We start from the raw sequence: 24,981 nt of genomic DNA, 5'->3' as shown, positions 1-24,981 counted from the left end.
AGAGACAGGCCGCGTCGCCCATGCATGCCGGTGAAGTGATTGCGGCGCCAGCCGCTGGCGAGGCCGGTGCCGCTGGCGTGTGGCGCGTGCTGCTGCGCCACCCGGGCCGGCTCAATGCCATGTCGCGCGCCATGTGGCGGCAGCTGCGAGCCGTGTTCGAAGACCTGCAACAGCAGGTCGGCGTGCGCTGCGTGATCGTGCAAGGCGAGGGCGACGCGTTCTGCGCGGGCGGAGACATTTCCGAGTACCCGCAGTTCCGCTTCGACGCAGCCCAGCTGCGCGACTTTCACGAGGGCGACGTGTGGGGCGGCCTGGCTGCCATGCTGACCTGCGACGTGCCGCTGATCGCGCACATCGACGGCGCCTGCATGGGCGCCGGTGTGGAGATTGCCAGCTGCTGCGACCTGCGCATCGCCACGCCGCAAGCGCGTTTCGGCGCACCCATCGCCAAGCTGGGTTTTCCGATGGCGCCGCGCGAGGCGCAACTGGTGGCCGGCGCGGCGGGTGCGATGACCGCGCGCCAGATGCTGCTGGAAGCCGCCACCTTCAGCGCTGCCGACATGGCGCAGCGTGGTTTTTTGAGCCGCGTGGTGCCGGCCGATGCGATCGATGCCGACGTGATCGCCACCGCCCAGCGCATCGCCGCGCTGGCGCCGCATGCCGCCCGCATGAACAAGCAGGCGCTGCGGGCCATCTGTATGCCAGACTTTGCATCAAATCAGCCTCTAGCGCTTATTCAGCAAGCGCAGTCAGCTATGAATAATGTAGCAAACGGCTGCAGAGACCCGTACGCGTATGCCGACAGTGCTGAACACCGGGAGGGCATCAACGCCTTTCTGGAAAAGCGACCGTCCAAGTTTTGAGCCGCCGTCCACGAATCTTCCGATGCGCGATCCAGCGCACCCAAGCTCCATCCCCTCATCCAACGCTTCCAACGCATCCAACCGATCAACGACGACCATGAGCGCACTACCTGCCACCGCCCCCATGCCCGCATCTTCATCGCACAACCTGTTCGATGCGCTGCGCGCCGCCTTCCCGGCCGACCTGCAAGCCGTGGCCGTCGAGACGCAATCCGCCGACGGCACGCCGCTGCACTACACCTGGCGCGACCTGGACGAAGCGAGCGCGCGCATCGCCAATCTGCTCGCGTCGCTGAACCTGCCCGACGGCAGCCGCGTGGCCGTGCAGGTGGAAAAGTCGGTCGAAGCGATGCTGCTATACCTGGCCACGCTGCGCGCGGGCTACGTCTTCTTGCCGCTGAACACGGCCTACCAAAGCGCAGAGATCGAATACTTCGTTGGCAACGCCGAGCCGGCCGTGGTGGTCTGCACGCCGGGTAACTTCGGCTGGGTGTCAAAGATAGCTTTCACCGCCGGCACGCAGCACGTCTTCACGCTGGGCGACGACCGCACGGGCAGCCTGCTGGACCGGGCCGCGCACCACGCCAGCCAGCACACGCCGGTGGCCAAGTCGGCGGATGACCTGGCGGCCATCCTCTACACCAGCGGCACCACCGGCCGCAGCAAGGGCGCCATGCTGACGCACGGCAACCTGCTGTCCAACGCGCAGGTGCTCAAGGACTATTGGGGCTGGAAGCCTGGTGACGTGCTCATCCACGCGCTGCCCATTTTTCACGTGCACGGCCTGTTCGTCGCCATTCACGGTGCGCTCATCAACGGCAGCAAGATGATCTGGCTGTCCAAATTCGACCCCAAGGCCGTCATCGCCGCCATGCCGCGCGCGACGGTGTTCATGGGCGTGCCCACGCTCTACGTGCGCCTTCTGGCCGAGCCGGGCTTGACCAAGGAAGCGGTGCGCAACATGCGCCTCTTCATCGCCGGCTCCGCACCACTGCTGATCGAAACCTTCAAGGACTGGCAACAGCGCACGGGCCACACCATTCTGGAACGCTACGGCATGAGCGAAACCATCATGCTGACCAGCAACCCCTATGCGGCCGATGCGCGCCACGGCGGGCAGGGCGAGCGCCGCGGCGGCACGGTCGGCTTTCCACTGCCCGGCGTGGGCCTGCGCGTGGTGGACGATGCCGGCCAGCCGCTGCCCACGGGCGAGATCGGCAACATCCAGGTGCAGGGCCCCAACGTGTTCAGCGGCTACTGGCGCATGCCCGAAAAGACGAAGGAAGAATTCAGCGAGGGCGAAGGCGGCGCCCGCTGGTTCAAAACCGGCGACGTCGGCCGCGTGGACGAGCGCGGCTACGTGCACATCGTCGGCCGCAGCAAGGACCTGATCATCAGCGGCGGCTACAACGTTTACCCGGCGGAGATCGAAGGCTACGTCAACGAGCTGCCCGGCGTGGCCGAAAGCGCACTGGTCGGCGTGCCGCACCCCGACTTCGGTGAGGTGGGCGTGATCGTGGTCATCGCCAAACCGGGTGCGCAGCTGGATGGCGATGCCATCCTCGGCGCCCTCAAGTCGAGCCTGGCGAACTTCAAGATCCCCAAGCGCTGCTTCATCGTGGCTGAACTGCCGCGCAACACCATGGGCAAGGTGCAGAAGAATCTGCTGCGGGATGTGCACAAGGGGCTGTTTGCGTAAGGCGGGTGTCGGTGCCAATGACAGTCTGCAAGAAAAGTCCGGCTAGTTTGTCGTTGCGGTCTAAATATAATTAGGCCGCACTAAAAACCACGCAGCTATTCGTTATATTCCCAATACGACCATGCCATTAAGCAAACTGAACATTCGCGGCGCAGCGGCAATCACCACGGCGGGGGGGCAAGTTGTCTTTCCAGTCAAAGATACGCATACTCTTATTCAAGCCGCCGGTTATCTGAAGCACATACGTGGAAAGCATAATTCAGAGTTGGTTTTTTTTCGAGGCGAATCAAAAGTTTACCCAACCATGCCACCTACTGCTTTCCGTGGAACAACAACAAAAAGGGCCGAATCAAGTGCGGTTCAGCGGATAAATACGGCAATCACTCATTTCGCCGGGCCACTGGCAGCCACAGCCTCATATGCACACGAAGCTCTACTCCAGCATTACGGATTGAAAACCACCTGGATTGATGTTGTTGACAACATTTGGGTTGCTCTCTGGTTTGCCTGTCACCAAGTGCGTTCTGTCGGGCCTTGCGGTGAATACCTTCACTTCGAGCGCCGGATTTCTCGTACTGATGCCACGGGCAAGGCATATATCTTATTGGTCGGTGCGGATGACGCTGCACCAGCCCCTGCTGCACCCGGCCTATACGTCGGCCCAAATACTGAACTCATTGATCTAAGAATCGCCGCACCTTCAGTTTTCGTCAGGCCACATGCCCAACATGGCTTACTAATGCGAATGAAAGGAAATCACAAGCAACGTCCACTCGATTACTCATCGCAAATACGCGGTATTCTCGAGATTGAGTTGTCGGATGCACTTGACTGGCTTGGCAATAGCACTGCACTCAGCACACACAGTTTATTTCCTCCGCCGGCCTATGATAATGGCTACAACATGCTGCTGCAGGCATCTTTTCCCGGAGCAAAAAATGTCGGCTGTGTACAGCATATCGGGGCATAGCCTGACTTTTTGGCCAAGCGACTTCATAAGTTGCGCTTGTGGTTGCCCTCCCTGCTTCGCACTCCGGCGCGGCTTGCTGTTAGCTTATGCCTTACGAAAGAATCAAGAATGCCCTCTCACACCAAAGTGCTCAATGAATGGTATCACCGTGCTTCTGTAACGCAGCGGGCTCATTACCTGTCCGCAGACCATTTCAGTAAACGAAAATACTGGTTAGGAGTTCCTGCTGTAATTCTTGCCACAATTGTGGGCACTTCTGTGTTCGCAGCTCTGTCATTGAAACCAGACCCTTGGATTCAGATTTTGATAGGACTGGCGAGTGTTGCAGCAGCAGTTCTAACGAGTTTGCAAACGCTTCTCGGATATGCGGAGCGAGCAGAAAAGCATCGCTTGGCAGGTGCCAAATACGGTGCCCTAGGAAGAGAACTTGAAGAAATGCTGTCGAGCGAAACGGCAGTTAGCACTATTCAAGCCACGAGTGTGAGAGAGAGGTTGGACGCGTTGGCGCTTGAGTCTCCAGACAACCCGCAGTCGATCTATTACAAAGCTGGAGCCGGAGAGCTTCAAGCGCCCGGCGTACAATCGGTGGGTAGGTCCTAAAAATTCATTCAAGCCGAAGCCGCTTAATTCACGCGTTGGCCATCCTGTCATGAAACGTTCACTCACGATAATCGCGGCAGGATTTATTAGTTCCTCGGCAATTGGCCACGGTTTAAGTTCAGATGCCCCCACACCATCCTTTTGTCTCATTGGTGCAGAACTGGGCCTGCCTGCTGGAAAATACACTGTCAATGACATACCGGGATGTTCGAGTCCTCCGAGGCCAGTTACTCCGACTGTCAATGCTGCCGGTTTGCAAAACACATTAGCTTTCTACGCGCTGGGTGACTTTGGTAACCCAAATCAACTTGATCGCATCACTTTAATGCTCAACGTAAACGTGCGGAGCGAAGCGAAAGCGGCCTATCCGCTGCTACAGCGTGCCGCCTTGCAGGCCGCCGCTAGGCTTCTAGGAGATAACTTTGTCCCCAAAGGCATTGAAGCGGCAGTTCTAAGCGGCGGAACTCACCGTTGGAAGGTGAAGACTTGGGAGGTCGAGGTAAAGCGCACCGACTGGCGTCCTAACAGCAATGGGCATCAAGTCACGGTTCGTTTCACCCCTTTGAACCCGAAGCCCTGAGTAGGCGAGCTGGGTCTGAAAGCCACCGACGGGCACTGACATCAGCCTCGTCCACTCGTTTTATGCGTGCGTGTAACTATGCATTGCAGTCGACCGCTTTTAGCGGCGGGTGAAATTGGTTCGTTAGCCTGCAGCGCTGGCTTCAGGGATTTTTGGCCTTGAGCGCTTATGCAGAAAGCGCTCGCTGGTATTTTTTTGTAGCGATGCACCGCCGTAGTACCTTCGTCGCAGCTGGCGTTTGTCTGTAACTGCGGTGTTTCCGTTTTCCCTTTTCCCTTTTCCTCTAACGGTGCCGTCAGCACATTGGCCTTTTTGCTTAGCATCTTCTGACGCCGCGCCGGCGCCATGAAGCCCTCGCGTCACGCAGATCTGGGTTCTTCCGCGCAGAAGATGCACGCAGGCGGCGGTAGGGTGGCGCCGGCCTGCGCCGCACCATGGCTGCAGCAATGCTCCAGCCACGCTCCCACCAGCTTGTAAACCGACAGGTTGGTGCGCGCGGTGGGCGCACATAGGTAGTAGCCCAGCGGACTCTGAAAGCGCTCTCCCAGCGGCTCCACCAGCGTGCCCGCCAGCAATTCGTCTTCCACCAGACAGGTGGGCACGATCCCGACCCCGAAGCCCGAGACCGCGGCACGGATGATCAGCGAGTACAGGTTGAATCCCGGCCCGAAGCGGCTGCCGCTGGTGTCGCAGTCGTTGGCCACCATCCAGTCGTGCCAGGCCAGCGGCACCTCGATGTGCTGCAGCAGCGTGGCGTGCTGCAGGTCTTGCGGGGTGCGCAGGGGCAGGGTGGCCTGCAGTTGCGGGCTGCAGACGATACTGGTTTCCTTGCCGATCAAATAACGCGCATTGGCGCTGGGCCAGTTGCCGTAGCCGTATTGAATCGCGGCGTCGAATTCATAGGGCACCGCGAAGTCGTGCGCATGCTGGTAACGCACGAAGTTCAGCGACACCTGCGGCAGCGTGCGCTTGAAGTGGCCCAGCCGCGGAAACAGCCATTGCGCCGCGAACGTGGGTGGCACCGACAGGTTGAGCGCGCCGCCGCTGCCGCCGTAGGACATGAGCTGCGTGGTGGCTGATTCCAGCGCTGCCATGGCCGGGCGCGTGGCGTTCAGGTACGTGGCGCCCGCGTCGGTCAGCTCCAGCCCGCTGGCTTTGCGGATGAACAGCTTCTGGCCCAAATAGTCTTCCAGCGACGCGATGTGGCGGCTGATGGCGCTTTGGGTCACGCACAGCTCGCGCGCGGCCATGGTGAACGCGTGGTGCTTGGCGGCGGAGTGAAAGGCGTTCAGCTCGGAGATGGTGGGGCACAGGCGGCGCATGGCGGGGTATGAGCACAGGTCATGGGAAGGTGAGATTTTAGGCGTTGCGGCCAAGGGGCATTGGCCCGATAAATGCACCTTGTGACATGCGCATGACGGCTGATCTCCTTCGATGCATGCTGCATTGCACCAAGAGCGTGCGAAAGCGCGCTTTCCGTGGTGATGCCTTCCCTGGCATGAGTATTTTTAAAGTCTCTCGCGAATCCTTGACCGACCTCATGACCACTTTGCTGATTGAAAACTGCCGTGTGCTGGACGTGCATGCGCTCACTTTGCGCACCGGCCTTTCCGTTCTGGTGCAGGACGGCCGCATTGCCGCCGTGGCCGAGGCCGTCGAAGCGCCCGAAAGCGCCACGGTGATCGATGCCAAAGGCATGACCCTGATGCCCGGCCTGATCGACTGCCACGTGCACGTCGTGGCCTCGTCGTTCAACCTGGGCAGCGTGGCCAGGATGCCCAACGTGTTCACCATGCTGCGCTCGCTGCCCATCATGAAGGGCATGCTGGAGCGGGGCTTCACCTCGGTGCGCGATGCGGGCGGCGGCGACTGGTCGCTGGCCGAGGCGGTGCGCACGGGCCTGGTGCAGGGCCCGCGCATCTTCCCCTCGGGCAAGGCGCTGTCGCAAACCGGCGGGCATGCGGACTTTCGCGAGCGCAACGACGACCTGGACGTGTGCTCGTGCGCGTACAAGCTGGGCAACATCGGCCGCGTCGTCGATGGTGTGGACGCCTGCCGCCTGGCCGTGCGTGAAGAGATCCTGAAGGGCGCCACGCAGATCAAGGTCATGGCCTCGGGCGGCGTGGCCTCGCCCAATGATCCGATCAACAACCTGGGCTACTCCGAGGCCGAGCTGCGCGCCATCGTCGAAGAGGCCACCAACGCCAACACCTACGTGATGGCCCACGCCTACACGCCCCGCGCCATTGCCCGCGCCGTGCGCTGCGGCGTGCGCACCATCGAGCACGGCAACCTGGTCGATGCCCCCACGGCCGAGCTGATGGCCGAGCTGGGCGCCTTCATGGTGCCCACGCTCATCACCTACGAGGGCCTGGCCAACGAGGGCGAGCGCTACGGCCTGCCGGCCGTGTCCATCGCCAAGATCGACTCGGTGCGCAGCCAGGGCAAGGCGGCCATCGAGATCCTGGCCAAGGCCGGCGTGAAAATGGGCCTGGGCAGCGACCTGCTGGCCGAGACGCACTACCTGCAGGCCGACGAGCTGCGCCTGCGCGCCGAGGTGCTCGGCAACGGCCCGGTGCTGCAGCAGGCCACGCTGATCGGCGCCGAGATCCTGGGCCAGCAAGGCCAGCTGGGCGAAGTCACGGTGGGCGCCATCGCCGACCTGCTGCTGGTCGATGGCAACCCGCTCACCGACATCAGCTGCCTGCTGAACCAGGGCGAACACATCCGCGCCATCGTCAAGGACGGCGCCGTGTTCAAGAACACCCTCTGACCCCGACCCATCCATTCCCCCTGACCTGATCTGACCTGACCGGAGAACACCATGCAACGTAGAAATTTCGTCAAGCTCGGCGGCGCAGCAGCCGCCCTGCAGTGCCTTCCCTCCATCGGCTTCAGCCAGCAGGGCGAGGTCTTCCGCATCGGCTCGCTCACGCCCATCACCGGCGCGGGCAGCCCGTACGGCCCGGGCATGCAGCAGGCCATCCGCCTGGCGGTGGATGAGGTCAACGCTGCCGGTGGCGCGGGCGGCCGCAAGCTCGAACTCTTCACCGAAGACGACCAGACCAAGCCCGACGCCGCCGTGCTGGCCGCCAAGAAGCTGATCGAAGTGAACAAGGTGCAGGCCGTGCTGGGCACCTGGGCCTCGGGCGTGACGCTGGCGGTGATGCCGCTGACCGATGCGGCCGGCATCATCCAGATGAACGTGTCGGGTGCGCCCGCCATCTCCACGCAGGACGCCAAGGACCTGGTGTGGCGCTTTCAGGCCACCAACGACCGCTTTGGCGCGGCCTTTGCCGAGATCTGCGCCAAGCGCGGCTTCAAGCGCCCGGCCACCATGGCGTTCAACAACGCCTCGGGCCTGGGCAATGTCGAAGGCTTCACCAAGGTGTGGGAAAAGCGCGGCGGCAAGGTGGCCGCACACGTCACCTACGAGCCCAGCCGCCCCAGCTACCGCAGCGAGCTGCAGAAGATTCTGGCAGCCAAGCCCGATGTGATCGTGATGGGCTCGTACCTGCCCGACACCACCATCATCCTGCGCGAATGGTTCCAGTCCGGCGCCGACAACAAGTGGATCATCCCCGGCTGGGCGGCCAACCCCGACCTGGTGAAGGCCCTGGGCCCCGAAGTGTGCGAAGGCATCATTTCGGTGGAGACGGTCTCCAACGAAAAGAGCACGTCGTACGCGCAGTTCGACGCCGCCTTCACCAAGGCCACGGGCAAGGCTGCATCCACCAACATCTACGCCGCCATGGCGTACGACATGGTGATCTCGCTGGCCCTGGCCATGGAAGCCGCCGGCCCCAATGCCACGGTGGAACAGGTCAACGCCAAGCTGCGCGAAGTCTCCAACGCCCCCGGCACCGCCGTGTACTCGTTCGCCGACGGCAAGGCCCAGCTGGGCAAGAAGGCCAAGGTCAACTACGAAGGCGCTTCCAGCAAGCTCGACTTCGACAAGTTCGGCGACGCCACCCCCGACTTCGGTGTGTTCATCATCGAAAAAGGCCAGCTGGTGCGCCGCGACGTGGTGTCCATCGCCGGTTGATGGCGCTCGCCCCGGGCCGCCACAGCCATGGCGGCCCGGGGTTCTTTCTGGCAAGGCAAGGGTAAGAACGAGAGCTAAGAACGAGATGACGCAATGACCTGGATCGATTTCACAAACCTCTTGATCAACGGATTGATCGAAGGCCTGGTGGTGGCGCTGCCCGCGCTGGCCATGACCCTGGTGATGGGCGTCAACCGTTTTCCCAATGCCGCCACCGGCGACTTCCTGACGACGGGCGCGTACGCCGCGGTGGCCGTGCAGATGCTGGGCGGCGTGCCGCTGTGGCTGGCAGCCATTGCCAGCGTGGCCATCACCGCGGTGGTGTCGGCCGGGTCGTACCAGCTGATCTTTCGCAAGCTGGTGGGGCGGCCCATGGTCGCGTCGATGCTCGCGGCCATCGGGCTCGGGTTCCTGCTGCGCAGCCTGATCTCTTTCTTTGCCGGGCACGACCAGCGCACCTTCGACATGCCGCTGGTGCGCGCGTGGAACTTCGGCGGCATTCGCATCCTGCCGACCGACCTGCTCATCGCCGCCATCGCCGCGGTGTGCCTGCTGGTGGTGTTCGTGCTCATCTACCGCACCAGCTTCGGCCGCCAGCTGCGCGCCGTGTCCGACAGTGCCGACCTGGCGCGTGCCAGCGGCATCCGCGCGGGCGGGCTCATGCTGAGCCTGTGGCTGCTGGTGGGCGCGCTGTCGTCCATCGGCGGGGTGCTGCTGGGCATGAAGGCCGTGGTCACGCCCGAGATGGGCTGGGAGAGCTTGATCCCCGCCTTCGCCGCCATGGTGCTGGGCGGCATCGGCAGCCCGCTGGGTGCCGTGCTGGGCGCGCTGCTGCTGTGCATCGTGCAAGAGCTGTCGGTGCCGCTGCTGGGGCCGTCGTACAAGCTGGTGCTGTCGTTCGTGGTGCTGGCACTGGTGCTGCTGCTGCGCCCGGCCGGCATCATGGGCCGCGTGCAACTGGTGCGCTAAGGGGTACGGACCATGATCGCTTATCTCTGTGCCATCGGCATCATCGCCCTCATCTACTGCCTGCTCGCGCTGGGGCTGAACCTGCAGTTCGGCCTCACGCGGCTGGTCAACTTCGGCGTCGTGGCGTTCTTCGCCGTGGGCGCCTATACCTCGGGGCTGCTGTCGCTGCAGGGCGTGCCGCTGGTGGTGTGCTTCATCGCGGCGGGCGTGCTGTCGGGCCTGCTCGCGCTGCCCATCGGCCTGTTGTCGCTGCGGCTGCGCGACGACTACCTGGCCATCGTGACGCTGGGTTTTTCAGAAGCCGTGCGCATCACCATCCAGCAGGAAAGCTGGCTCACGAACGGTGTGCAGGGCCTGCCGGGCCTGCCCAAGCTGTTTGCCCATCTGGCCGGCGGCATGTCCGACGTGGCGATCTTCACCGTGCTGGCGTTGATCGTCGGCGTGGTGTGCTGGGGCACGGTGCGGCTCACGCGCAGCCCGTTCGGCCGGCTGCTCAAGGCCATCGGCGACGACGAGGCGGCGCTGTCGGCCCTGGGCAAGGACCCGGCCTGGTTCAAGGTGCAGGTGTTCATGGTGGGTGCGGCGCTGGCGGGTGTGGCGGGCGCGTTCTATGCGCACTTCATCACCTTCATCACGCCGGAGCAGTTCATTCCGCTCATCACCTTCTATGTGTGGATGGGTCTGGTCATGGGCGGCGCGGGCACGGTGCGCGGCGCCGTGTTCGGCTCGCTGCTGCTGATGGTGTTTCTGGAAGGCTCGCGCTTTGCCAAGGACTGGGTGCCGGGCGTGTCCGAGGTGGGCATGGCCAGCCTGCGCCTGGCCGCCGTGGGCCTGGCGCTGATTTTGGTCACGCTGTACCGGCCGAACGGCCTTTTCGGAGGGCCTTCGAAATGACGCTGCTGCAAGTAGAAGCCGTGACACGGCTGTTTGGCGGCTTCAAGGCGGTGGACGATGTCTCGCTGCAACTGGCCGACCGCGAAATTCTGGGCATTGCCGGCACCAACGGCGCGGGTAAAAGCACCTTGTTCGCCGCCATCGCCGGCCAGCAGCCGGCCGACGCGGGCCGCATCACCTTCGACGGGCAGGACATCACCCGCGTGCCGCCGTACCGCCGCGCGCGCCTGGGCCTGGTGCGCACCTTCCAGATCCCGCGCGAGTTCAAGAGCCTCACCGTGCACGAGAACCTGCTGGCCGCGGCCGCCAACCCGCAGGGCGAGCGGCTGATCAACGCGTTCTTTCAAACGCGCAGCCTGCGCGAGCACGAGCAGCAGCTGGCCGCCAAGGCCGACGGCATCCTGAAATTCTTGAACCTGGCGCGCGTGCGCGATGTGCAGGCGGGTGGCTTGTCGGGCGGGCAGAAGAAGCTGGTGGAGCTGGGCCGCGTGCTCATGTTGGACCCGCGCTGCATCCTGCTGGACGAGCCCTTCGCCGGCGTCAACCCGGTGCTGATCGAAGAAATCTGCGACCGCGTGCGCGAGCTGCACGGCCAAGGCATCGCGTTCATCGTGATCGAGCACCACCTGCAGGCGCTCAAGGCGCTGTCCAACCGCATGATCGTGATGGACCGCGGGCGCATCCTGGCCGAGGGCGACCCGCACACGGTGCTGGACGACCCCCGCGTGCAGGAAGCCTACATGGGAGGGGTGGTATGAGCAAGTCGAACAACAAAACCAATAAGAACAACCTGCTGCAGATCGAGCAGCTGCGCGGCGGCTACTCGGACGTGGACATCATCCACGGCATCGACCTGGCCGTGGCGCCGGGGCAGATCGTCACCATCGCGGGCACCAACGGGGCGGGCAAGTCCACGCTGGTCAAGGCCCTGCTGGGCTTGCTGCCGCGGGTGACGGGCAGCATTCACCTGGGTGGCCGCGACATCACGAAGCTGTCGGCCGAAGACCGGTTCGACGCGGGCCTGGCCTATGTGCCGCAGGTGGCCAACGTGTTCCCGTCGCTCACCGTGCGCGACAACCTGCTGGTGGTGCGCCGCGTGCCGCACGTCAGGCGCCGCATGGACGAGGTGCTGGCCGACTTTCCGGCGCTGGTGGAACGCCTGTCGCAACCCGCCAGCGACCTGTCGGGCGGCGAGCGCCAGCAACTGGCCTTCGCCCGCGCGCTGATGCCGTCGCCGCGCATCATGGTGCTGGACGAACCCACCGCGGCGCTGGCGCCATCGCTGGTCGGCAAGGTGTTCGACATGGTGCGCAAGCTGCCGGCTGCTGGCGTGGCGGTGCTGATGGTGGAGCAGCGCGCGCGCCAGGCGCTGCAGATCAGCCAGCACGGCTACATCCTGGACCAGGGGCGCTGCGTGCTGGAAGGCAGTGCGCAGGAACTGCTGAGTGACCAGCGCATGGCGCAGCTGTATCTAGGGCATCACTGACCGGTTCCGTTTGAACATGCCTCCCTAGATAGATAAGGTCATTTGCTATTATTTTGATAGCTAGATGCGCTTATGGATAGGGCGCTAGAGGCCTATTTTGCTTATAAAGATACGTCGCTGATCCGTCCGAGTCAGGTAGGCGGCGCAGGGCGGGGCGCTTGATTCAGGTCAATGCGTATCGAGGGCATCGCGCATAGCCTTGATCGCATGCCCCTCGATCCCTCTGAACCGCCGCCCGGTGCTGGCGCATCTGCCGGCGCCACCCATGAGGATGACGCGGAAGGCAGTGCGACGAACCTGCTGGACGACCCCCAGGAGTGGGCGGCGTTCGGCCGGCCGCATGTGCAGCGCGACGCCACCGCATCACCCTCCGACCCGGATGCACCAGCGAACAGCATGCTGTGGGAATCGCATGTGGTGCTGCAAGGCATGCACTGCGCTGCCTGCGCGCTGACCATCGAAGACGCCCTGCGCCGCGTGCCCGGTGTGGTCGCTGCCGATGTGAGCGCCGCCACGCGTCGTGCCCGCGTCGTCTGGCACCCGGCCCAGGTGCTGCCGTCACGCTGGTTGGCTGCCGTGCAGCGTGCGGGCTACAGCGCCTTGCCGGCCCTGGACGCTTTCGCGCGCGAGCATCGCCAGCGCGAACACCGGCGCGCGCTGTGGCGCTGGCTGGTGGCAGGCTTTTGCATGATGCAGGTGATGATGTACGCGTGGCCGGCCTACCAGGCCATGCCGGGCGATTTGACGCTGGAGATGGAGCGCCTGTTGCGCTGGGCGTCGTGGGTCATCAGCCTGCCGGTCATGCTGTTCGCCTGCGGGCCGTTCTTTTCCAGCGCGCTGCGCGATGTGCGCCAGCGCCGCATCAGCATGGACCTGCCCGTGGCGCTCGGCATGGCCATCACCTTCGCGGTGAGCACGGCCGGCACCTTCGATCCGGCAGGCCTGTTTGGGCGCGAGGTGTATTTCGACTCGCTCACCATGTTCGTTTTCTTTCTGCTCACCGGCCGGTGGCTGGAGCTTCGTCTGCGCGAGCGCACCGCCGGCGCGCTAGAGGCGGTGATGAACCGCCTGCCCGACAGCGTGCAGCGCATGGGTGCGAATGGCGTCTTCACGCGCGTGGCCACGCGCCGGCTGGCCGTGGGCGACACCGTGCGCGTGTTGCCGGGTGAGGCCTTTCCAGCCGACGGACGCATCACGCGCGGCAGCACGCAGGCCGACGAGGCGCTGCTCACGGGCGAATCCACGCCCGTCGCCCGCCCGCTGGGCAGCGCCGTCACCGCCGGCAGCTACAACCTGCTGGCGCCGGTGGAGGTGTGCATCGACGGGTTGGGCGGAGCAACGCGCTTCGGCCAGATCGTTGCGTTGATGGAAAGCGCGTCGCTGCAAAAACCCCGGCTGGCGCAACTGGCCGACCGCATCGCGCGGCCCTTTCTGTGGGCCGTGCTGCTGGCCGCGGGCCTGGCCGCCGCGTGGTGGTGGCCTACCGACCCGAGCCACGCGCTGATGGTCGCCGTCGCCGTGCTCATCGTCACCTGCCCATGCGCACTGTCGCTGGCCACTCCTGTCGCCATGCTGACCGCCGCGGGCACGCTGGCGCGCCACGGCGTGCTGGCGCGCAACCTGCAGGGGCTGGAGGCGCTGGCCGGCGTGGACACCGTGGTGTTCGACAAGACGGGCACGTTGACGCACGGCGGCTTGGGCGTGGAGTCCGTTCAGCCCGAAGCAGGCCTGGATGCCGCGCAGGCCTTGGCGCTGGCCGCCATGCTGGCCTGTCATTCGCTGCACCCCGCATCGCGCGCCATCGTGCAGGCAGCCGGTGCTGGGCCTGCAGCGCACGGTCATGCGGATTGGGGCAACGTGGAGGAGTTGCCGGGCTGCGGACTGCAGGTTCGGGAGGCAGACGGCTCCGTGCTGAGGCTGGGTTCGGCCCGCCACGCTGGCGTAGATGCCGAGCGCACCACCGGCTCGCAGGTCGTGCTGTCCCGCCAGCCCATGCGCGCTGATGGAACGTTGGCACAACCCATTTGTCTGGCGCGGGTTGCCTTGAGCGAAACCCTGCGTCCTGAAGCTGCCAGCGTCGTCGCTGTCTTGCGCCAGACGGGCATGCGGGTACTGCTGCTGTCTGGCGACCGCGAGGCCGCCGCGCAGCGCGTGGCTGCGTTGGCAGGCATAGCCGAGGCCATCGGCGACTGCACGCCGCAGGACAAGTTGCAGCGGCTGCAGGCCCTGCAGGCGCAAGGCCGGCGGGTGGCGATGGTGGGCGATGGCCTGAACGACGGCCCGGTGCTGGCCGGCGCGCACGTGTCTTTTGCGTTCGGCCGCGCCGTGCCGCTGGCGCGCGCGCGGTCCGACTTCGTGGTGCTGGGCGAACACCTGGGCCTGGTGCCGCAGACGGTGCTGCTGGCGCGGCGCACGCTGGGCGTCGTTCGCCAGAACCTGGGATGGGCCGCTGGGTACAACGCGCTCAGCGTGCCCCTGGCGGTGGCGGGCTACATGCCGGCCTGGCTGGCCGGTTTAGGCATGGCGATCAGCTCCTTGATGGTGGTGGCGAATGCAGCGCGACTGGTGCGTTGGGAAGGTGCTGCGGCGGCCACCACCGCATCCACTGACGGCGTGGCGGATCGGCCCGCAGCCCCTCTATCGGCCGGGAAGGCGGCTTGAGATGGACATTCTCTATCTGCTGATTCCGTTGTCCGTCGTGCTGGTGCTGGCAGTGCTCGCGGGCCTTTGGTGGGCGGTTGACCGAGGTCAGTTCGAGAACGTCGAGCAAGAGGGCGAGCGCATTCTGAAAGACGATTGACATGCGTCAATGCGGCCGATGTGTACCTGAATGAAACTGGCTCGGCAATACAAGAGGTGCCCGATGGATTCTTCCAAAACCAAGGCTGCGCATTACGACGATTCTGTCGTTCGCCAGTTTTCGATCATGGCTGTGGTGTGGGGCGTGGTAGGTATGTTGGTGGGCTGCTTCATCGCGGCCCAGCTAGCCTGGCCTGAGCTCAACTTTGGCATTCCGTGGCTCAGCTATGGCCGGCTGCGGCCGCTGCACACCAACGCGGTGATCTTCGCATTCGGCGGCTGCGGGCTGTTCGCCACCAGCTACTACGTGGTGCAGCGCACCTGCCAGACGCGCCTCTTTGCCGGCCCCCTGGCGAAGTTCACGTTCTGGGGTTGGCAGCTCGTGATCGTGGCCGCTGCCATCAGCCTGCCCCTGGGCTACACCTCGGGCAAGGAATACGCCGAGCTGGAATGGCCCATCGACATCCTGATCGCTGCCGTGTGGGTGTCTTACGCCATCGTGTTCTTCGGAACGGTAGGCATGCGGCGCGTGCGCCACATCTACGTGGCCAACTGGTTCTTCGGCGCCTTCATCATCGCCGTGGCGCTGCTGCACATCGTCAACAGTGCGGCCATTCCTGCCGGCTGGATGAAAAGCTATTCGGCCTATGCCGGCGTGCAGGACGCCATGGTGCAGTGGTGGTACGGCCATAACGCCGTGGGCTTCTATCTCACCACCGGCTTCCTGGGAATGATGTATTACTTCATTCCCAAGCAGGCCGGCAGGCCGGTGTACAGCTACCGCCTGTCCATCGTGCACTTCTGGGCGCTGATCTTCACGTACATGTGGGCCGGCCCTCACCATCTGCACTACACCGCGCTGCCCGACTGGACGCAGTCTGTGGGCATGGTGTTCTCGCTCATCTTGCTGGCGCCCAGCTGGGGCGGAATGATCAACGGGATCATGACCCTGTCGGGTGCCTGGCACAAGCTGCGCACCGACCCCATCCTGCGCTTTCTGATCGTGTCGCTGTCGTTCTACGGCATGGCCACGTTCGAGGGTCCGATGATGTCCATCAAGACCGTCAACGCATTGAGCCACTACACCGACTGGACCGTCGGCCACGTGCATGCCGGCGCATTGGGCTGGGTCGGGCTGATCACCATGGGCTCGCTCTACTATCTGATCCCGCGCCTCTTCGGCCGCGAAAAGATGCACTCGGTGCCCGCCATCGAGCTGCACTTCTGGATGGCCACCGTGGGCATCGTGCTCTACATCGCCGCCATGTGGATCGCCGGCGTCATGCAGGGCCTGATGTGGCGCGCAATGAACCCCGACGGCACGCTCACCTACACCTTTGTCGAAAGCGTGAAGGCGACCTATCCGTTCTACGTCATCCGGTTTCTGGGCGGTGTGCTGTACCTGGGCGGCATGGTGGTGATGGCCTGGAACGTGTGGATGACGGCGATCTCCGGGCGCTCCGTCACGGCGGCTATCCCGGCTGTGCGGCCCGCGCACGCCTGAGCTTCGAGGAGCCATTGAATGTCTGACAACTCCAAAAACACATCGACTGGTTTCACCCACGAGAAGGTGGAAACCAATAACTTCCTGATGATCGTGCTGATCCTGCTGGTGGTGGCAGTGGGCGGCCTGGTCGAGATCGTGCCGCTCTTTTTCCAGAAGTCGACCACTGAAGCGGTGGAGGGCGTGAAGCCCTACACCGCCGTGCAACTGATCGGCCGGGACGTGTATTTGAGCGAGGGTTGCTACAACTGCCACTCGCAAATGATTCGCCCCTTCCGCGCGGAGACGCTGCGCTACGGCCACTACTCCGTCGCCGGCGAATTCGTCTATGACCACCCCTTCCAGTGGGGCAGTAAGCGCACCGGCCCCGACCTGCACCGCGTGGGTGGCAAGTACAGCGACGAGTGGCACCGCATTCACCTGAACAACCCGCGCGACGTGGTGCCCGAGTCGAACATGCCGGCCTATCCGTGGCTGGAAAAAACGCAGATCGACCCCGCCGTCGTCGCCCCGCGCATGAGTGCGCTGCGCATGGTCGGCGTGCCCTACACCCAGGAAGAGATCGATGCCGGCGCTGCTGAAGTCAAGGGCAAGAGCGAGCTCGACGCGCTGGTCGCCTATCTGCAGGTGATGGGCCGTGCGCTCAAGTGAACACCTGAAAACGAAAAGAGAAGGAGCCCGCAATGGACATCACCACCATGCGCATCGTGGCCACGCTGGCATCAATGGCGTGCTTTCTGGGGATCTGGGTGTGGGCTTTTTTGCGCCGCAACCAAGCCCGCTTCGACGAGGCGGCGCAACTGCCCTTCGAGCAGGACTGAACGGCTGAACGCAAAACCAATGAAAACAACCCATGAGTGACTTCACCCACAATTTCTGGTCCCTCTATGTCGCCGGGATCACGTTGGTCGGCATCCTCGCCTGTGCCCTCCTGCTCTGGATCACCTCGCGCAAGAAGGTCGAGGCCACAGCCGACAACACCACAGGCCACGTCTGGGACGAAGACCTGCGGGAGATGAACAACCCCATGCCGCGCTGGTGGATGTGGCTGTTCGTCATCACCATCGTCTTCGGTCTCGGCTACCTGGTGGCCTATCCGGGGCTGGGCACGTTTTCCGGCAAGCTGGGCTGGACACAGCGCGGCGAATATGAAGCCGAGGTAGCCAAGGCCAATGCCGAACTGCAGCCGCTCTATGCGCGCTTTGCCGCTATGAATACGCCAGACATGGCAGGCGATGCGCAGGCCATGGCGATCGGGGAGCGTCTTTTCTTGAACAACTGCGCACAGTGCCATGGCTCTGATGCGCGCGGCAGCAAGAGCTTTCCCAATCTGGCCGACGGCGACTGGCTGCACGGTGGCGCGCCGGAGCAGATTCGCCAGACCATTCAGGAAGGCCGTATCGGCGTGATGCCGCCCATGGCTGCGGCGGTAGGCTCACCCGAAGATGTGCGCAATCTGTCGCACTACGTGCTCAGCCTCTCGGGCAGTCCGCACGATTCACTGCGTGCATCGCTCGGCAAGTCAAAGTTCACGGTGTGCGCTGCATGCCATGGCATGGATGGCAAGGGCAATCCGGCCCTGGGCGCGCCCAACCTGACCGACGACATCTGGCTGCACGGCTGGGGCGAAGCGGCCATCGCCGCCATGATCAACAATGGCAAGACCAACCAGATGCCGGCGCAGGCCGGCAAGCTGACCGACAGCCAGATCGGTGTGTTGACCGCCTACGTCTGGAGCCTGTCCCACCAGGCCGGCGCAAAGCGCTGATCCCTCAGGGCCCTTGCCCAGCAGGGCATCGGCCATTCCTTTCGCACCCGTCTTGTACGCCAAGCCAACGCCACAGGCCCCATCATGAAGCCCGCCGAAGGGAGGCCCCGCAAGGTCATCCCGATCACGCCAGCCGCCGTAGACGACAGCACCCAGGCCGAGGTGATATCGCTTTACGAAGCGCAAAAGAAGATCTACCCGCGCTCCATCAGTGGCGTGTTCGCGCGCTGGCGCTGGCTGATGGTGGTGATCACGCAACTGGTTTTTTATGGCCTGCCCTGGCTGCAATGGGGCGAGCGGCAGATGGTGCTGTTCGACCTCGGCGCGCGGCGGTTCTATCTCTTCGGGCTGGTGCTCTATCCGCAGGACTTCATCTATCTCACCGGGCTGCTGATCATCTCGGCGCTGTCGCTGTTCCTGTTCACGGCGGTGGCCGGGCGCCTGTGGTGTGGCTTCGCGTGTCCGCAAACGGTGTACACCGAAATGTTCATGTGGATAGAGCACAAGGTGGAGGGCGACCGCAGCGCACGCTTGCGGCTCGACAAGGGGCGCTGGACTCTCGAGAAAGTCTGGAAAAAAAGCGTCAAGCAGCTGCTATGGATTGCCATCTCGGCCTGGACGGGGTTCACGTTCGTGGGCTTCTTCGTCCCCATTCGCGAGTTAGGCGCCGAACTGTTGGCGCTGCAGGGTTCATGGCCGCTTTTCTGGGTGGTGTTCTACGGGTTCGCTACCTACGGCAATGCCGGCTTTCTGCGAGAACAGGTGTGCAAGTACATGTGCCCCTATGCGCGGTTCCAGAGCGCCATGTTCGACAACGACACGTTGATCGTGACCTATGACGAAGCCCGGGGCGAACAACGTGGCCCTCGCAACAAGGCCGTGGACCATCGCGCCAAAGGCCTGGGGGACTGCATCGATTGCACCCTGTGCGTGCAGGTGTGCCCGGTGGGCATCGATATTCGCGACGGGCTGCAATATGAGTGCATCGGCTGTGGCCTGTGTGTGGACGCCTGCAACACGGTCATGGACAAGATGCACTACCCGCGCGGGTTGATCCGGTTTTCCACACAGAACGGCATGGCGAACCGGTGGAGCCAGTCGCAGATGCTGGGGCGCGTGCTGCGGCCGCGTGTGCTGATCTACAGCACCCTGCTGGTGCTGCTCTGCGTAGGCCTGCTGGCAAGCCTGATGGTGCGCATGCCCCTGAAAGTGGATGTTGTGCGTGACCGGGCTGCCCTGTCTCGCATCGTGGCTGGTGGGCGGCTGGAGAACGTCTACCGCCTGCAGATCATGAATGCGACCGAAGGCGTGCAGCGCTATCGCATCGGTGCGCATGGTCTGCAGGGGCTGGAGGTAACGTCGGAGCCCGAAGTGGAGATAGGCCCGGCCGAAGCGCGCTGGGTGGCGGTGCGGCTGCAGTTGCCTTACGGCGCTGCGTCGCCTGGATCGCACCCGGTGTTCTTCGATATCCGGGTGGAGGGCTCAGGCACGCAGGTCGTCGAGAAATCGGTGTTCCTGGTGCCCCGGTAGTTGTCCGTATGCCTGCGGTTTCCCCGTCGGATTGTGATTGTGATGAGCGCGGCCAAGGTCGCTAGGAGTTGTCCATGACGCATGCCCTGTCCTCAACGAAGCAGACCCCTGTTGCCCCGGCGCCATGGTGGCGCTTTGGCTATGTGTGGCTGATCATCGCCGGCCCGGCCATTGTGGTGGTAGCGGGTTTCGTCACCTTGTGGCTGGCCATCAGCCAGCCCGACCCCGTGCTGGCCGAGGACTACTACCAGCGCGGGCTCGACATCAACAAGACGCTGCGCCAGCAAGACACCCGCATGGCGCCCGCCGTGAAGGGGCGCAATCACGCGGCCACGCCAGTCACGGACTTGCCATGACAAGGCGCCAGCGCAGCAAGGCGGGCCGTCGACTACGTACCCAGTCACCGCGAGTGCAGGCTACATGGGCGCGGCGCCTGATGTGGATCGCATGGCCGGCTTTCTTGATGGCCGGTGTGATGGAGATGGTCGTGTTCGCCTTTGTCGATCCGGCCGCACTGCACTGGTCGGACCAGCCACTCGCGCTGTCACGCGAGGGGGTCTACACCGTTGCGTTCTTCATGTTCTGGGCAATCATCATGGCGGCGGGTGCGCTCACCACGCTGTTGTCGCTGTCGCCGTTCGAGATGAACCGGTGCCCTGTGCCACCAGCGGATCGCCCCACGGATTGCGCGAAGTATCTGTGAAGGAGGCGGCCCAGTTGCAATGCACGGCGTCGCTGGATGGGGAGCCTGGCCGCAATCAAGCGCGTGCAGGTTTCGGCTGTCGCTTATCAGTGGCAGGATTGGCTGTTCACGATGCGCTTGAGCGCGTCGGGCTCGAGAATGCGCACGTGGCGCTGCTTGACCTCGACGATGCCTTCTTCCACGAACTTGGAGAAGGTGCGGCTCACGGTTTCGAGCTTGAGGCCCAGATAGCTACCGATTTCCTCGCGGGTCATGCGCAGCACCAGTTCGGACTGCGAGAAACCACGAGCATGCAGGCGCTGCACCAGGTTGAGCAGAAAGGCCGCCAGGCGCTCCTCCGCGCGCATGCTGCCCAGCAGCAGCATCACGCCGTGCTCGCGCACGATTTCGCGGCTCATGATTTTGTGTACGTGGTGCTGCAGTGCGGTCACCTCACGCGACAACTCTTCGATACGGTCGAAGGGCATGACGCAGACCTCTGCGTCTTCTAGCGCCACCGCGTCGCAGCTGTGGTGATCGTTCACGATGCCGTCCAGGCCGATGATTTCGCCCGCCATCTGAAAGCCCGTCACCTGGTCACGCCCGTCTTCGGTGGCCACGCAGGTCTTGAAGAATCCGGTGCGTATTGCGAAGAGCGAGGTGAAAGTCTCGCCATTGCGGAACAGGGTGGCGCCCCGCTTGATCTTGCGGCGCACCGCCACGATCTCGTCGATGCGTTCGAGCTGCTGCTCGTTCAGCCCCATGGGCATGCAAAGCTCGCGCAAGTTGCAGTTGGAGCAGGCCACTTTGATCGATTGCAAATTCATGTGCGCTGGGCTTCCTCGGTGGATCTGCGCCTGCTCATGGGCAAGAGTGGGCGCACTCGGGTGGTACAGCTTCTTGTAAGGCTGTTGAGATGGGACTGATTGTGGCAGTGCGCTTCCATTCATCACTTGATTAATGTCAAGGACAGCAGGAGGGGGCTGCGGCAAAGTCGACCGCCGGACCCAAGGAATCTGTCATGACTGCTGTTACTCCCGAGCTGTTGCGTCGCTTCGACGTGCCAGGGCCACGCTACACCTCCTACCCCACTGCAGATCGATTTGTCGAGGCGTTCGGGCAGGACGAATACGTTCTTGCCCTGGAGCAGCGCAGGGTAGGGTCGGCGGCAAAGGCGCTGCCCCTTTCGCTGTATGTGCACATTCCATTTTGCGAGTCGCTCTGCTACTACTGCGCGTGCAACAAGATCATTACCAGGCACCCTGAGCGTGCGGAGGTCTACCTGCGCTACCTGAGCCGCGAGGTCGACCTGCACACCGCCCACTGTGGAGTGGGCCAGCAAGTGAGCCAGTTGCATCTGGGTGGCGGCACGCCCACTTTTCTGTCGGATGAGGGACTGCGTGAACTGATGGCCATGCTGCGGCGCAGTTTCTCCCTGGTGCCGGGCGGCGAATATTCCATCGAGGTGGATCCGCGCACTGTCACTGAAGAGCGCCTGGGCCTGTTGGCCGAGTTGGGGTTCAACCGGTTGAGTTTCGGCGTGCAGGATTTCGATTCACAGGTGCAGAAGGCAGTCCACCGCGTGCAACCTGCGCAGCAGGTGTTCGACCTGGTGGCTGCATCACGGCGACTGGGGTTCGAGTCGGTCAACATCGATCTGATCTACGGCTTGCCGCGCCAGACACCCGAATCGTTTGATCGCACGCTGGCCCAGGTGGTGCAGCTGCGGCCCGACCGTATTGCGTTGTATGCCTACGCTCACCTTCCAGAGCGCTTCAAACCCCAACGCCGCATCGTTCCTGCCGAGTTGCCGCAGGCAACGGCGAAGGTGTCGATGCTGTCGCGGTCGCTCGATACCTTCATCGATGCAGGATATGTGTACGTGGGTATGGACCATTTTGCGCTGCCCAGCGACGCGCTGGCGGTGGCCAAGCGCCAGGGCCGGCTGCACCGCAACTTCCAGGGCTACAGCACCCAGCCTGATTGCGATCTGATCGGCCTGGGTATGTCGTCCATCGGCCGCGTCGGCGCGACCTACAGCCAGAACGCGAAGACGCTCGATGAGTACTACGACTTCATCGACCAGGGCCGCTTGCCTGTGGTGCGCGGGTTGGCTTTGACGCGCGACGACCTGTTGAGACGGGCCGTGATCATGGCGTTGATGTGCCAGGGTGAGGTTCTCTTCGAGCCCATGGAGCAGTCGTGGTTGATCGATTTTCATCAGTACTTTTCCCTCGAGATGGAGCAGCTGGAAGACATGGCCGGCAAAGGCCTGGTCGTCGTGGGCCGTGACGGCATCACGGTCACCGCCATGGGCTGGTTCTTTGTGCGCGGCGTGGCCATGGTCTTCGACCGGCACTTGCAGGTGGACCGCAATCGCGCGCGGTTCTCCCGCATCATCTGATCATGCTGGCCGCAACTGCCTGGGCCGCGCTGTTGATGGGCCTGGTCGGTGGGCCGCACTGCCTTGCGATGTGCGCCGCGCCTTGTGGCGCCATCACCCGTCAGGACGGCAGGGGCCTGGATGCGTCGCCCGAGCAGGTAGTGCGGCTGGTGGCCAGGCCGTCACTGCCCCGAGCCCTGGCTTTCCATATGGGTCGCTTGGCCGGTTACGCGTTGGCCGGAGGCCTGGCCGCGCTGGCAATGGATAGCCTGGCCTGGCTGACCCAGCAGACGGCAGCGCTTCGGCCTGCATGGACCTTGCTGCATGTCGCGGTGCTGGCCTGGGGTGTTTTGATGATGCTGCACGCGCGGCAACCCGCCTGGATCGAGCGGGCAGGGCGCGGCGTCTGGGCCCGCGTTCGGCCGATACTGGCGCGGCCGGGCGGCACGCTGGCGCTTGGCGTGGCATGGGCGATGATGCCTTGCGGGTTGCTTTACTCCGCACTACTTGTGGCCGCGTTGAGCGGTAGTGTGTGGAAAGGGGCGATGACCATGGCGCTGTTTGGCGCCGGCAGCGCTGCATGGCTGGTCGCGGGGCCTTGGGCCTGGGGGTGGTTGCGTCATCGCCTGAACGCTGCGCGCGGCGGCTGGGGCACCCGTGGGGCAGGCTTGCTGCTTTTCTGCGTCGCCGCGTGGGCCATCTGGATGGATTTGAGCGACCATGTCCAGGCGCAATGGTGCGCCTGACAGGAGCTCTGCACTGACCATATGTCGCGGGATGGCAGTATTGCAGCAACACCATTCTTGACGTTTGTTACTGGTGGGCTCCAAGTGGCGATAATGTCCTACGACCTTATTGGCCTGGGCATCAGGATGCACGTGCCGAGCCCTTCCTTCGTGAACACCACTACCGTCCTCATCGATATCAACCAGTTGCGCGTTGGCATGTATATCCAGCTCGATGTGGGCTGGATGCACCATCCCTTTCCGACGAGCAGCTTCAAGGTAGCCAACACCGGGCAAATCGAACTGCTTCGCTCCCTCGGGCTGCAACAGGTTCGCTACCTTCCTGCCAAGAGCGATGTGGTCGCCAGCGACAGCCCGTCAGCCACGCCTGAAGATCAAGTTGCGCAGCCTGAAGAGCCTGTGGCAGTTGCGCCTGACGCCACGTCAGGTGGCCTGTACAGCATCCGCGCCAAGCGTCTCGCTTCACTCGCACTGCTGAAAGCTCAGCGACTCTCGCTGGAGCAGTGCGACCAGCGCTTTGCCGATGCCACGCGGGAGTACCAGCGGCTTGCTGCCAAGGCGCCTGCGGAGCCAAGGCAAGCCCGTGAGCATGCTGACACGCTGGTCGCCAGTTGTGTTGCCGATGTGCTCGACAACGGTGATTCCGCAATCCGTCTTTTGTCTCAGGGGGTCGGAGTGCAGCCGGCATTGCACCCTGTCAACGTCATGGTGCTGTCGCTGCTTTTGGGCAAGGCGCTGGGCACGAACGGCGACGGATTGCACGGCATCGGCGTCGCGGCGCTGTTGCACGACCTGGGTAAGCAGGCGCTACCGTTCCACGTCGCCGAGCCAGCCACCCCTCAGGTAGCGGCAGACCGCAAACGATACGAAAGCCATGTGGCCGAATCGGTCAACCTGGCCAAGCGCATGGGGCTGCCCGGCCCGGTGCTGGTGGCGATTGCCCAGCACCATGAAATGGCGGACGGCAGCGGTTTTCCACTGGCGCTGCATGCAGAAGACCTGAGCCGTCCTGGCCAGATCGTGGCGCTGGTCAACCATTACGACCGCATGTGCAACCCCTTGCATGGCGCCTCCGCACTGACGCCGCATGAGGCGCTGTCAGTCATCTTCGCGCAGCACAAGGCACGCTTCGACGCGGTGGTGCTGGGGGCCTTCATCCGGATGATGGGCGTGTACCCGCCTGGCTCTGTTGTGCAGTTGGTGAACGATCGCTACGCCTTGGTCATTTCGGTCAACTCTGCAAGGCCGTTGCGTCCCCGTGTCCTGGTTCACGACTCTCGTGTTCCGAAGGACGAGGCGCTTGTGGTGGACCTGGAAAACGTGCCTGAACTCGGCATTCGACGCAGCCTGCGCCCATCGCAGTTGCCGCGTGACGCACTGGACTACCTGTCGCCCCGCCAGCGCATCTGCTACTTCTTCGAGCGCGCGGTCGATCCTGGCCCGAACGAGGCGACCACGTGACT

At 63.7% G+C, this 24,981-nt stretch carries 25 protein-coding genes; 23 read left to right on the top strand and 2 right to left on the bottom strand.

Features of this window, described 5'->3' with window-relative positions:
• Nucleotides 1–20 precede the first annotated feature (20 nt).
• The 5 genes from RQI28_RS04970 to RQI28_RS04950 all read left to right on the top strand — a co-directional run bounded on the left by RQI28_RS04970 (nucleotide 21) and on the right by RQI28_RS04950 (nucleotide 4,712).
• Entirely contained in the window at nucleotides 21–863 is an 843-nt protein-coding gene (locus RQI28_RS04970; RefSeq protein WP_311221448.1) for an enoyl-CoA hydratase/isomerase family protein, read from the top strand.
• Nucleotides 864–960: 97 nt separating this feature from the next.
• On the top strand, nucleotides 961–2,562 hold the full coding sequence (locus tag RQI28_RS04965; protein ID WP_311221447.1) for a malonyl-CoA synthase: 1,602 nt from the start codon (nucleotides 961–963) through the stop codon (nucleotides 2,560–2,562).
• A 121-nt stretch (nucleotides 2,563–2,683) separates the two neighbouring features.
• Nucleotides 2,684–3,532, top strand: coding sequence for an FRG domain-containing protein (locus RQI28_RS04960; protein WP_311221446.1), 849 nt, complete (start codon nucleotides 2,684–2,686; stop codon nucleotides 3,530–3,532).
• A gap of 108 nt (nucleotides 3,533–3,640) precedes the next feature.
• The gene (locus RQI28_RS04955) at nucleotides 3,641–4,132 is read left to right on the top strand and encodes an SLATT domain-containing protein (RefSeq protein WP_311221445.1); all 492 of its coding nucleotides are present in this window, start codon (nucleotides 3,641–3,643) and stop codon (nucleotides 4,130–4,132) included.
• A 49-nt stretch (nucleotides 4,133–4,181) separates the two neighbouring features.
• Entirely contained in the window at nucleotides 4,182–4,712 is a 531-nt protein-coding gene (locus tag RQI28_RS04950) for a hypothetical protein (protein ID WP_311221444.1), read from the top strand.
• 359 nt (nucleotides 4,713–5,071) lie between these two features.
• Here RQI28_RS04950 and RQI28_RS04945 read toward each other — a convergent pair whose 3' ends face one another.
• Complete coding sequence (locus RQI28_RS04945) at nucleotides 5,072–6,034, bottom strand: LysR substrate-binding domain-containing protein (protein WP_311221443.1); 963 nt, start codon at nucleotides 6,032–6,034, stop codon at nucleotides 5,072–5,074.
• A 218-nt stretch (nucleotides 6,035–6,252) separates the two neighbouring features.
• Here RQI28_RS04945 and RQI28_RS04940 point away from each other — a divergent pair, with 218 nt between their 5' ends.
• The 15 genes from RQI28_RS04940 to RQI28_RS04870 all read left to right on the top strand — a co-directional run bounded on the left by RQI28_RS04940 (nucleotide 6,253) and on the right by RQI28_RS04870 (nucleotide 20,410).
• On the top strand, nucleotides 6,253–7,485 hold the full coding sequence (locus tag RQI28_RS04940) for an amidohydrolase family protein (RefSeq protein ID WP_311221442.1): 1,233 nt from the start codon (nucleotides 6,253–6,255) through the stop codon (nucleotides 7,483–7,485).
• A gap of 51 nt (nucleotides 7,486–7,536) precedes the next feature.
• The gene (locus RQI28_RS04935) at nucleotides 7,537–8,757 is read left to right on the top strand and encodes an ABC transporter substrate-binding protein (RefSeq protein ID WP_311221441.1); all 1,221 of its coding nucleotides are present in this window, start codon (nucleotides 7,537–7,539) and stop codon (nucleotides 8,755–8,757) included.
• 93 nt (nucleotides 8,758–8,850) lie between these two features.
• Complete coding sequence (locus RQI28_RS04930; RefSeq protein WP_311221440.1) at nucleotides 8,851–9,726, top strand: branched-chain amino acid ABC transporter permease; 876 nt, start codon at nucleotides 8,851–8,853, stop codon at nucleotides 9,724–9,726.
• Between the two features lie 12 nt (nucleotides 9,727–9,738).
• The gene (locus RQI28_RS04925) at nucleotides 9,739–10,620 is read left to right on the top strand and encodes a branched-chain amino acid ABC transporter permease (protein ID WP_311221439.1); all 882 of its coding nucleotides are present in this window, start codon (nucleotides 9,739–9,741) and stop codon (nucleotides 10,618–10,620) included.
• The gene (locus RQI28_RS04920) at nucleotides 10,617–11,378 is read left to right on the top strand and encodes an ABC transporter ATP-binding protein (RefSeq protein ID WP_311221438.1); all 762 of its coding nucleotides are present in this window, start codon (nucleotides 10,617–10,619) and stop codon (nucleotides 11,376–11,378) included. Before RQI28_RS04925 ends, RQI28_RS04920 begins: the two co-directional genes overlap by 4 nt.
• Nucleotides 11,375–12,106 carry an ABC transporter ATP-binding protein gene (locus RQI28_RS04915; protein ID WP_311221437.1) on the top strand — a complete coding sequence of 244 codons (732 nt, stop codon included), beginning with the start codon at nucleotides 11,375–11,377 and terminating at the stop codon, nucleotides 12,104–12,106. The genes RQI28_RS04920 and RQI28_RS04915 overlap by 4 nt, the downstream gene beginning before the upstream one ends.
• Before the next feature lie 207 nt (nucleotides 12,107–12,313).
• Nucleotides 12,314–14,767, top strand: a complete 2,454-nt coding sequence (locus RQI28_RS04910; RefSeq protein WP_311221436.1) for a cation-translocating P-type ATPase — start codon at nucleotides 12,314–12,316, stop codon at nucleotides 14,765–14,767.
• Nucleotide 14,768: 1 nt separating this feature from the next.
• On the top strand, nucleotides 14,769–14,906 hold the full coding sequence (gene ccoS / locus RQI28_RS04905; RefSeq protein ID WP_311221435.1) for a cbb3-type cytochrome oxidase assembly protein CcoS: 138 nt from the start codon (nucleotides 14,769–14,771) through the stop codon (nucleotides 14,904–14,906).
• 63 nt (nucleotides 14,907–14,969) lie between these two features.
• Nucleotides 14,970–16,409, top strand: a complete 1,440-nt coding sequence (gene ccoN, locus RQI28_RS04900; RefSeq protein ID WP_311221434.1) for a cytochrome-c oxidase, cbb3-type subunit I — start codon at nucleotides 14,970–14,972, stop codon at nucleotides 16,407–16,409.
• Nucleotides 16,410–16,427: 18 nt separating this feature from the next.
• Nucleotides 16,428–17,060: a cytochrome-c oxidase, cbb3-type subunit II gene (ccoO, locus tag RQI28_RS04895; RefSeq protein ID WP_311221433.1), complete on the top strand. Its 633-nt coding sequence runs from the start codon at nucleotides 16,428–16,430 to the stop codon at nucleotides 17,058–17,060.
• Between the two features lie 32 nt (nucleotides 17,061–17,092).
• Nucleotides 17,093–17,230 (top strand): cbb3-type cytochrome c oxidase subunit 3, encoded by a 138-nt coding sequence (locus tag RQI28_RS04890; protein ID WP_311221432.1) that lies wholly within the window; start codon nucleotides 17,093–17,095, stop codon nucleotides 17,228–17,230.
• A gap of 32 nt (nucleotides 17,231–17,262) precedes the next feature.
• Nucleotides 17,263–18,177 carry a cytochrome-c oxidase, cbb3-type subunit III gene (gene ccoP / locus RQI28_RS04885; RefSeq protein ID WP_311221431.1) on the top strand — a complete coding sequence of 305 codons (915 nt, stop codon included), beginning with the start codon at nucleotides 17,263–17,265 and terminating at the stop codon, nucleotides 18,175–18,177.
• Between the two features lie 84 nt (nucleotides 18,178–18,261).
• The gene (ccoG, locus tag RQI28_RS04880; RefSeq protein WP_311221430.1) at nucleotides 18,262–19,707 is read left to right on the top strand and encodes a cytochrome c oxidase accessory protein CcoG; all 1,446 of its coding nucleotides are present in this window, start codon (nucleotides 18,262–18,264) and stop codon (nucleotides 19,705–19,707) included.
• Between the two features lie 74 nt (nucleotides 19,708–19,781).
• Complete coding sequence (locus RQI28_RS04875; RefSeq protein WP_311221429.1) at nucleotides 19,782–20,063, top strand: FixH family protein; 282 nt, start codon at nucleotides 19,782–19,784, stop codon at nucleotides 20,061–20,063.
• A gap of 80 nt (nucleotides 20,064–20,143) precedes the next feature.
• Complete coding sequence (locus tag RQI28_RS04870; protein WP_311221428.1) at nucleotides 20,144–20,410, top strand: hypothetical protein; 267 nt, start codon at nucleotides 20,144–20,146, stop codon at nucleotides 20,408–20,410.
• A gap of 86 nt (nucleotides 20,411–20,496) precedes the next feature.
• On the opposite strand, the gene fnr is transcribed toward RQI28_RS04870, so the two are convergent.
• Complete coding sequence (fnr, locus tag RQI28_RS04865; protein WP_311221427.1) at nucleotides 20,497–21,216, bottom strand: fumarate/nitrate reduction transcriptional regulator Fnr; 720 nt, start codon at nucleotides 21,214–21,216, stop codon at nucleotides 20,497–20,499.
• Nucleotides 21,217–21,410: 194 nt separating this feature from the next.
• Here fnr and hemN point away from each other — a divergent pair, with 194 nt between their 5' ends.
• The 3 genes from hemN (at nucleotide 21,411) to RQI28_RS04850 (ending at nucleotide 24,979) form a co-directional block, all read left to right on the top strand.
• Nucleotides 21,411–22,793: an oxygen-independent coproporphyrinogen III oxidase gene (gene hemN / locus RQI28_RS04860; protein ID WP_311221426.1), complete on the top strand. Its 1,383-nt coding sequence runs from the start codon at nucleotides 21,411–21,413 to the stop codon at nucleotides 22,791–22,793.
• 2 nt (nucleotides 22,794–22,795) lie between these two features.
• Nucleotides 22,796–23,518, top strand: a complete 723-nt coding sequence (locus RQI28_RS04855; protein ID WP_311221425.1) for a sulfite exporter TauE/SafE family protein — start codon at nucleotides 22,796–22,798, stop codon at nucleotides 23,516–23,518.
• A 126-nt stretch (nucleotides 23,519–23,644) separates the two neighbouring features.
• Nucleotides 23,645–24,979 (top strand): DUF3391 domain-containing protein, encoded by a 1,335-nt coding sequence (locus RQI28_RS04850; protein WP_311221584.1) that lies wholly within the window; start codon nucleotides 23,645–23,647, stop codon nucleotides 24,977–24,979.
• Nucleotides 24,980–24,981: the final 2 nt, after the last annotated feature.

It is taken from the genome of Acidovorax sp. WCS2018Noco2-16, assembly GCF_031843945.1.
Lineage (GTDB): Bacteria > Pseudomonadota > Gammaproteobacteria > Burkholderiales > Burkholderiaceae_C > Paracidovorax.
Note: the sequence above shows the minus strand (reverse complement) of the source record. Positions and strands in the feature narration are given on the sequence as shown.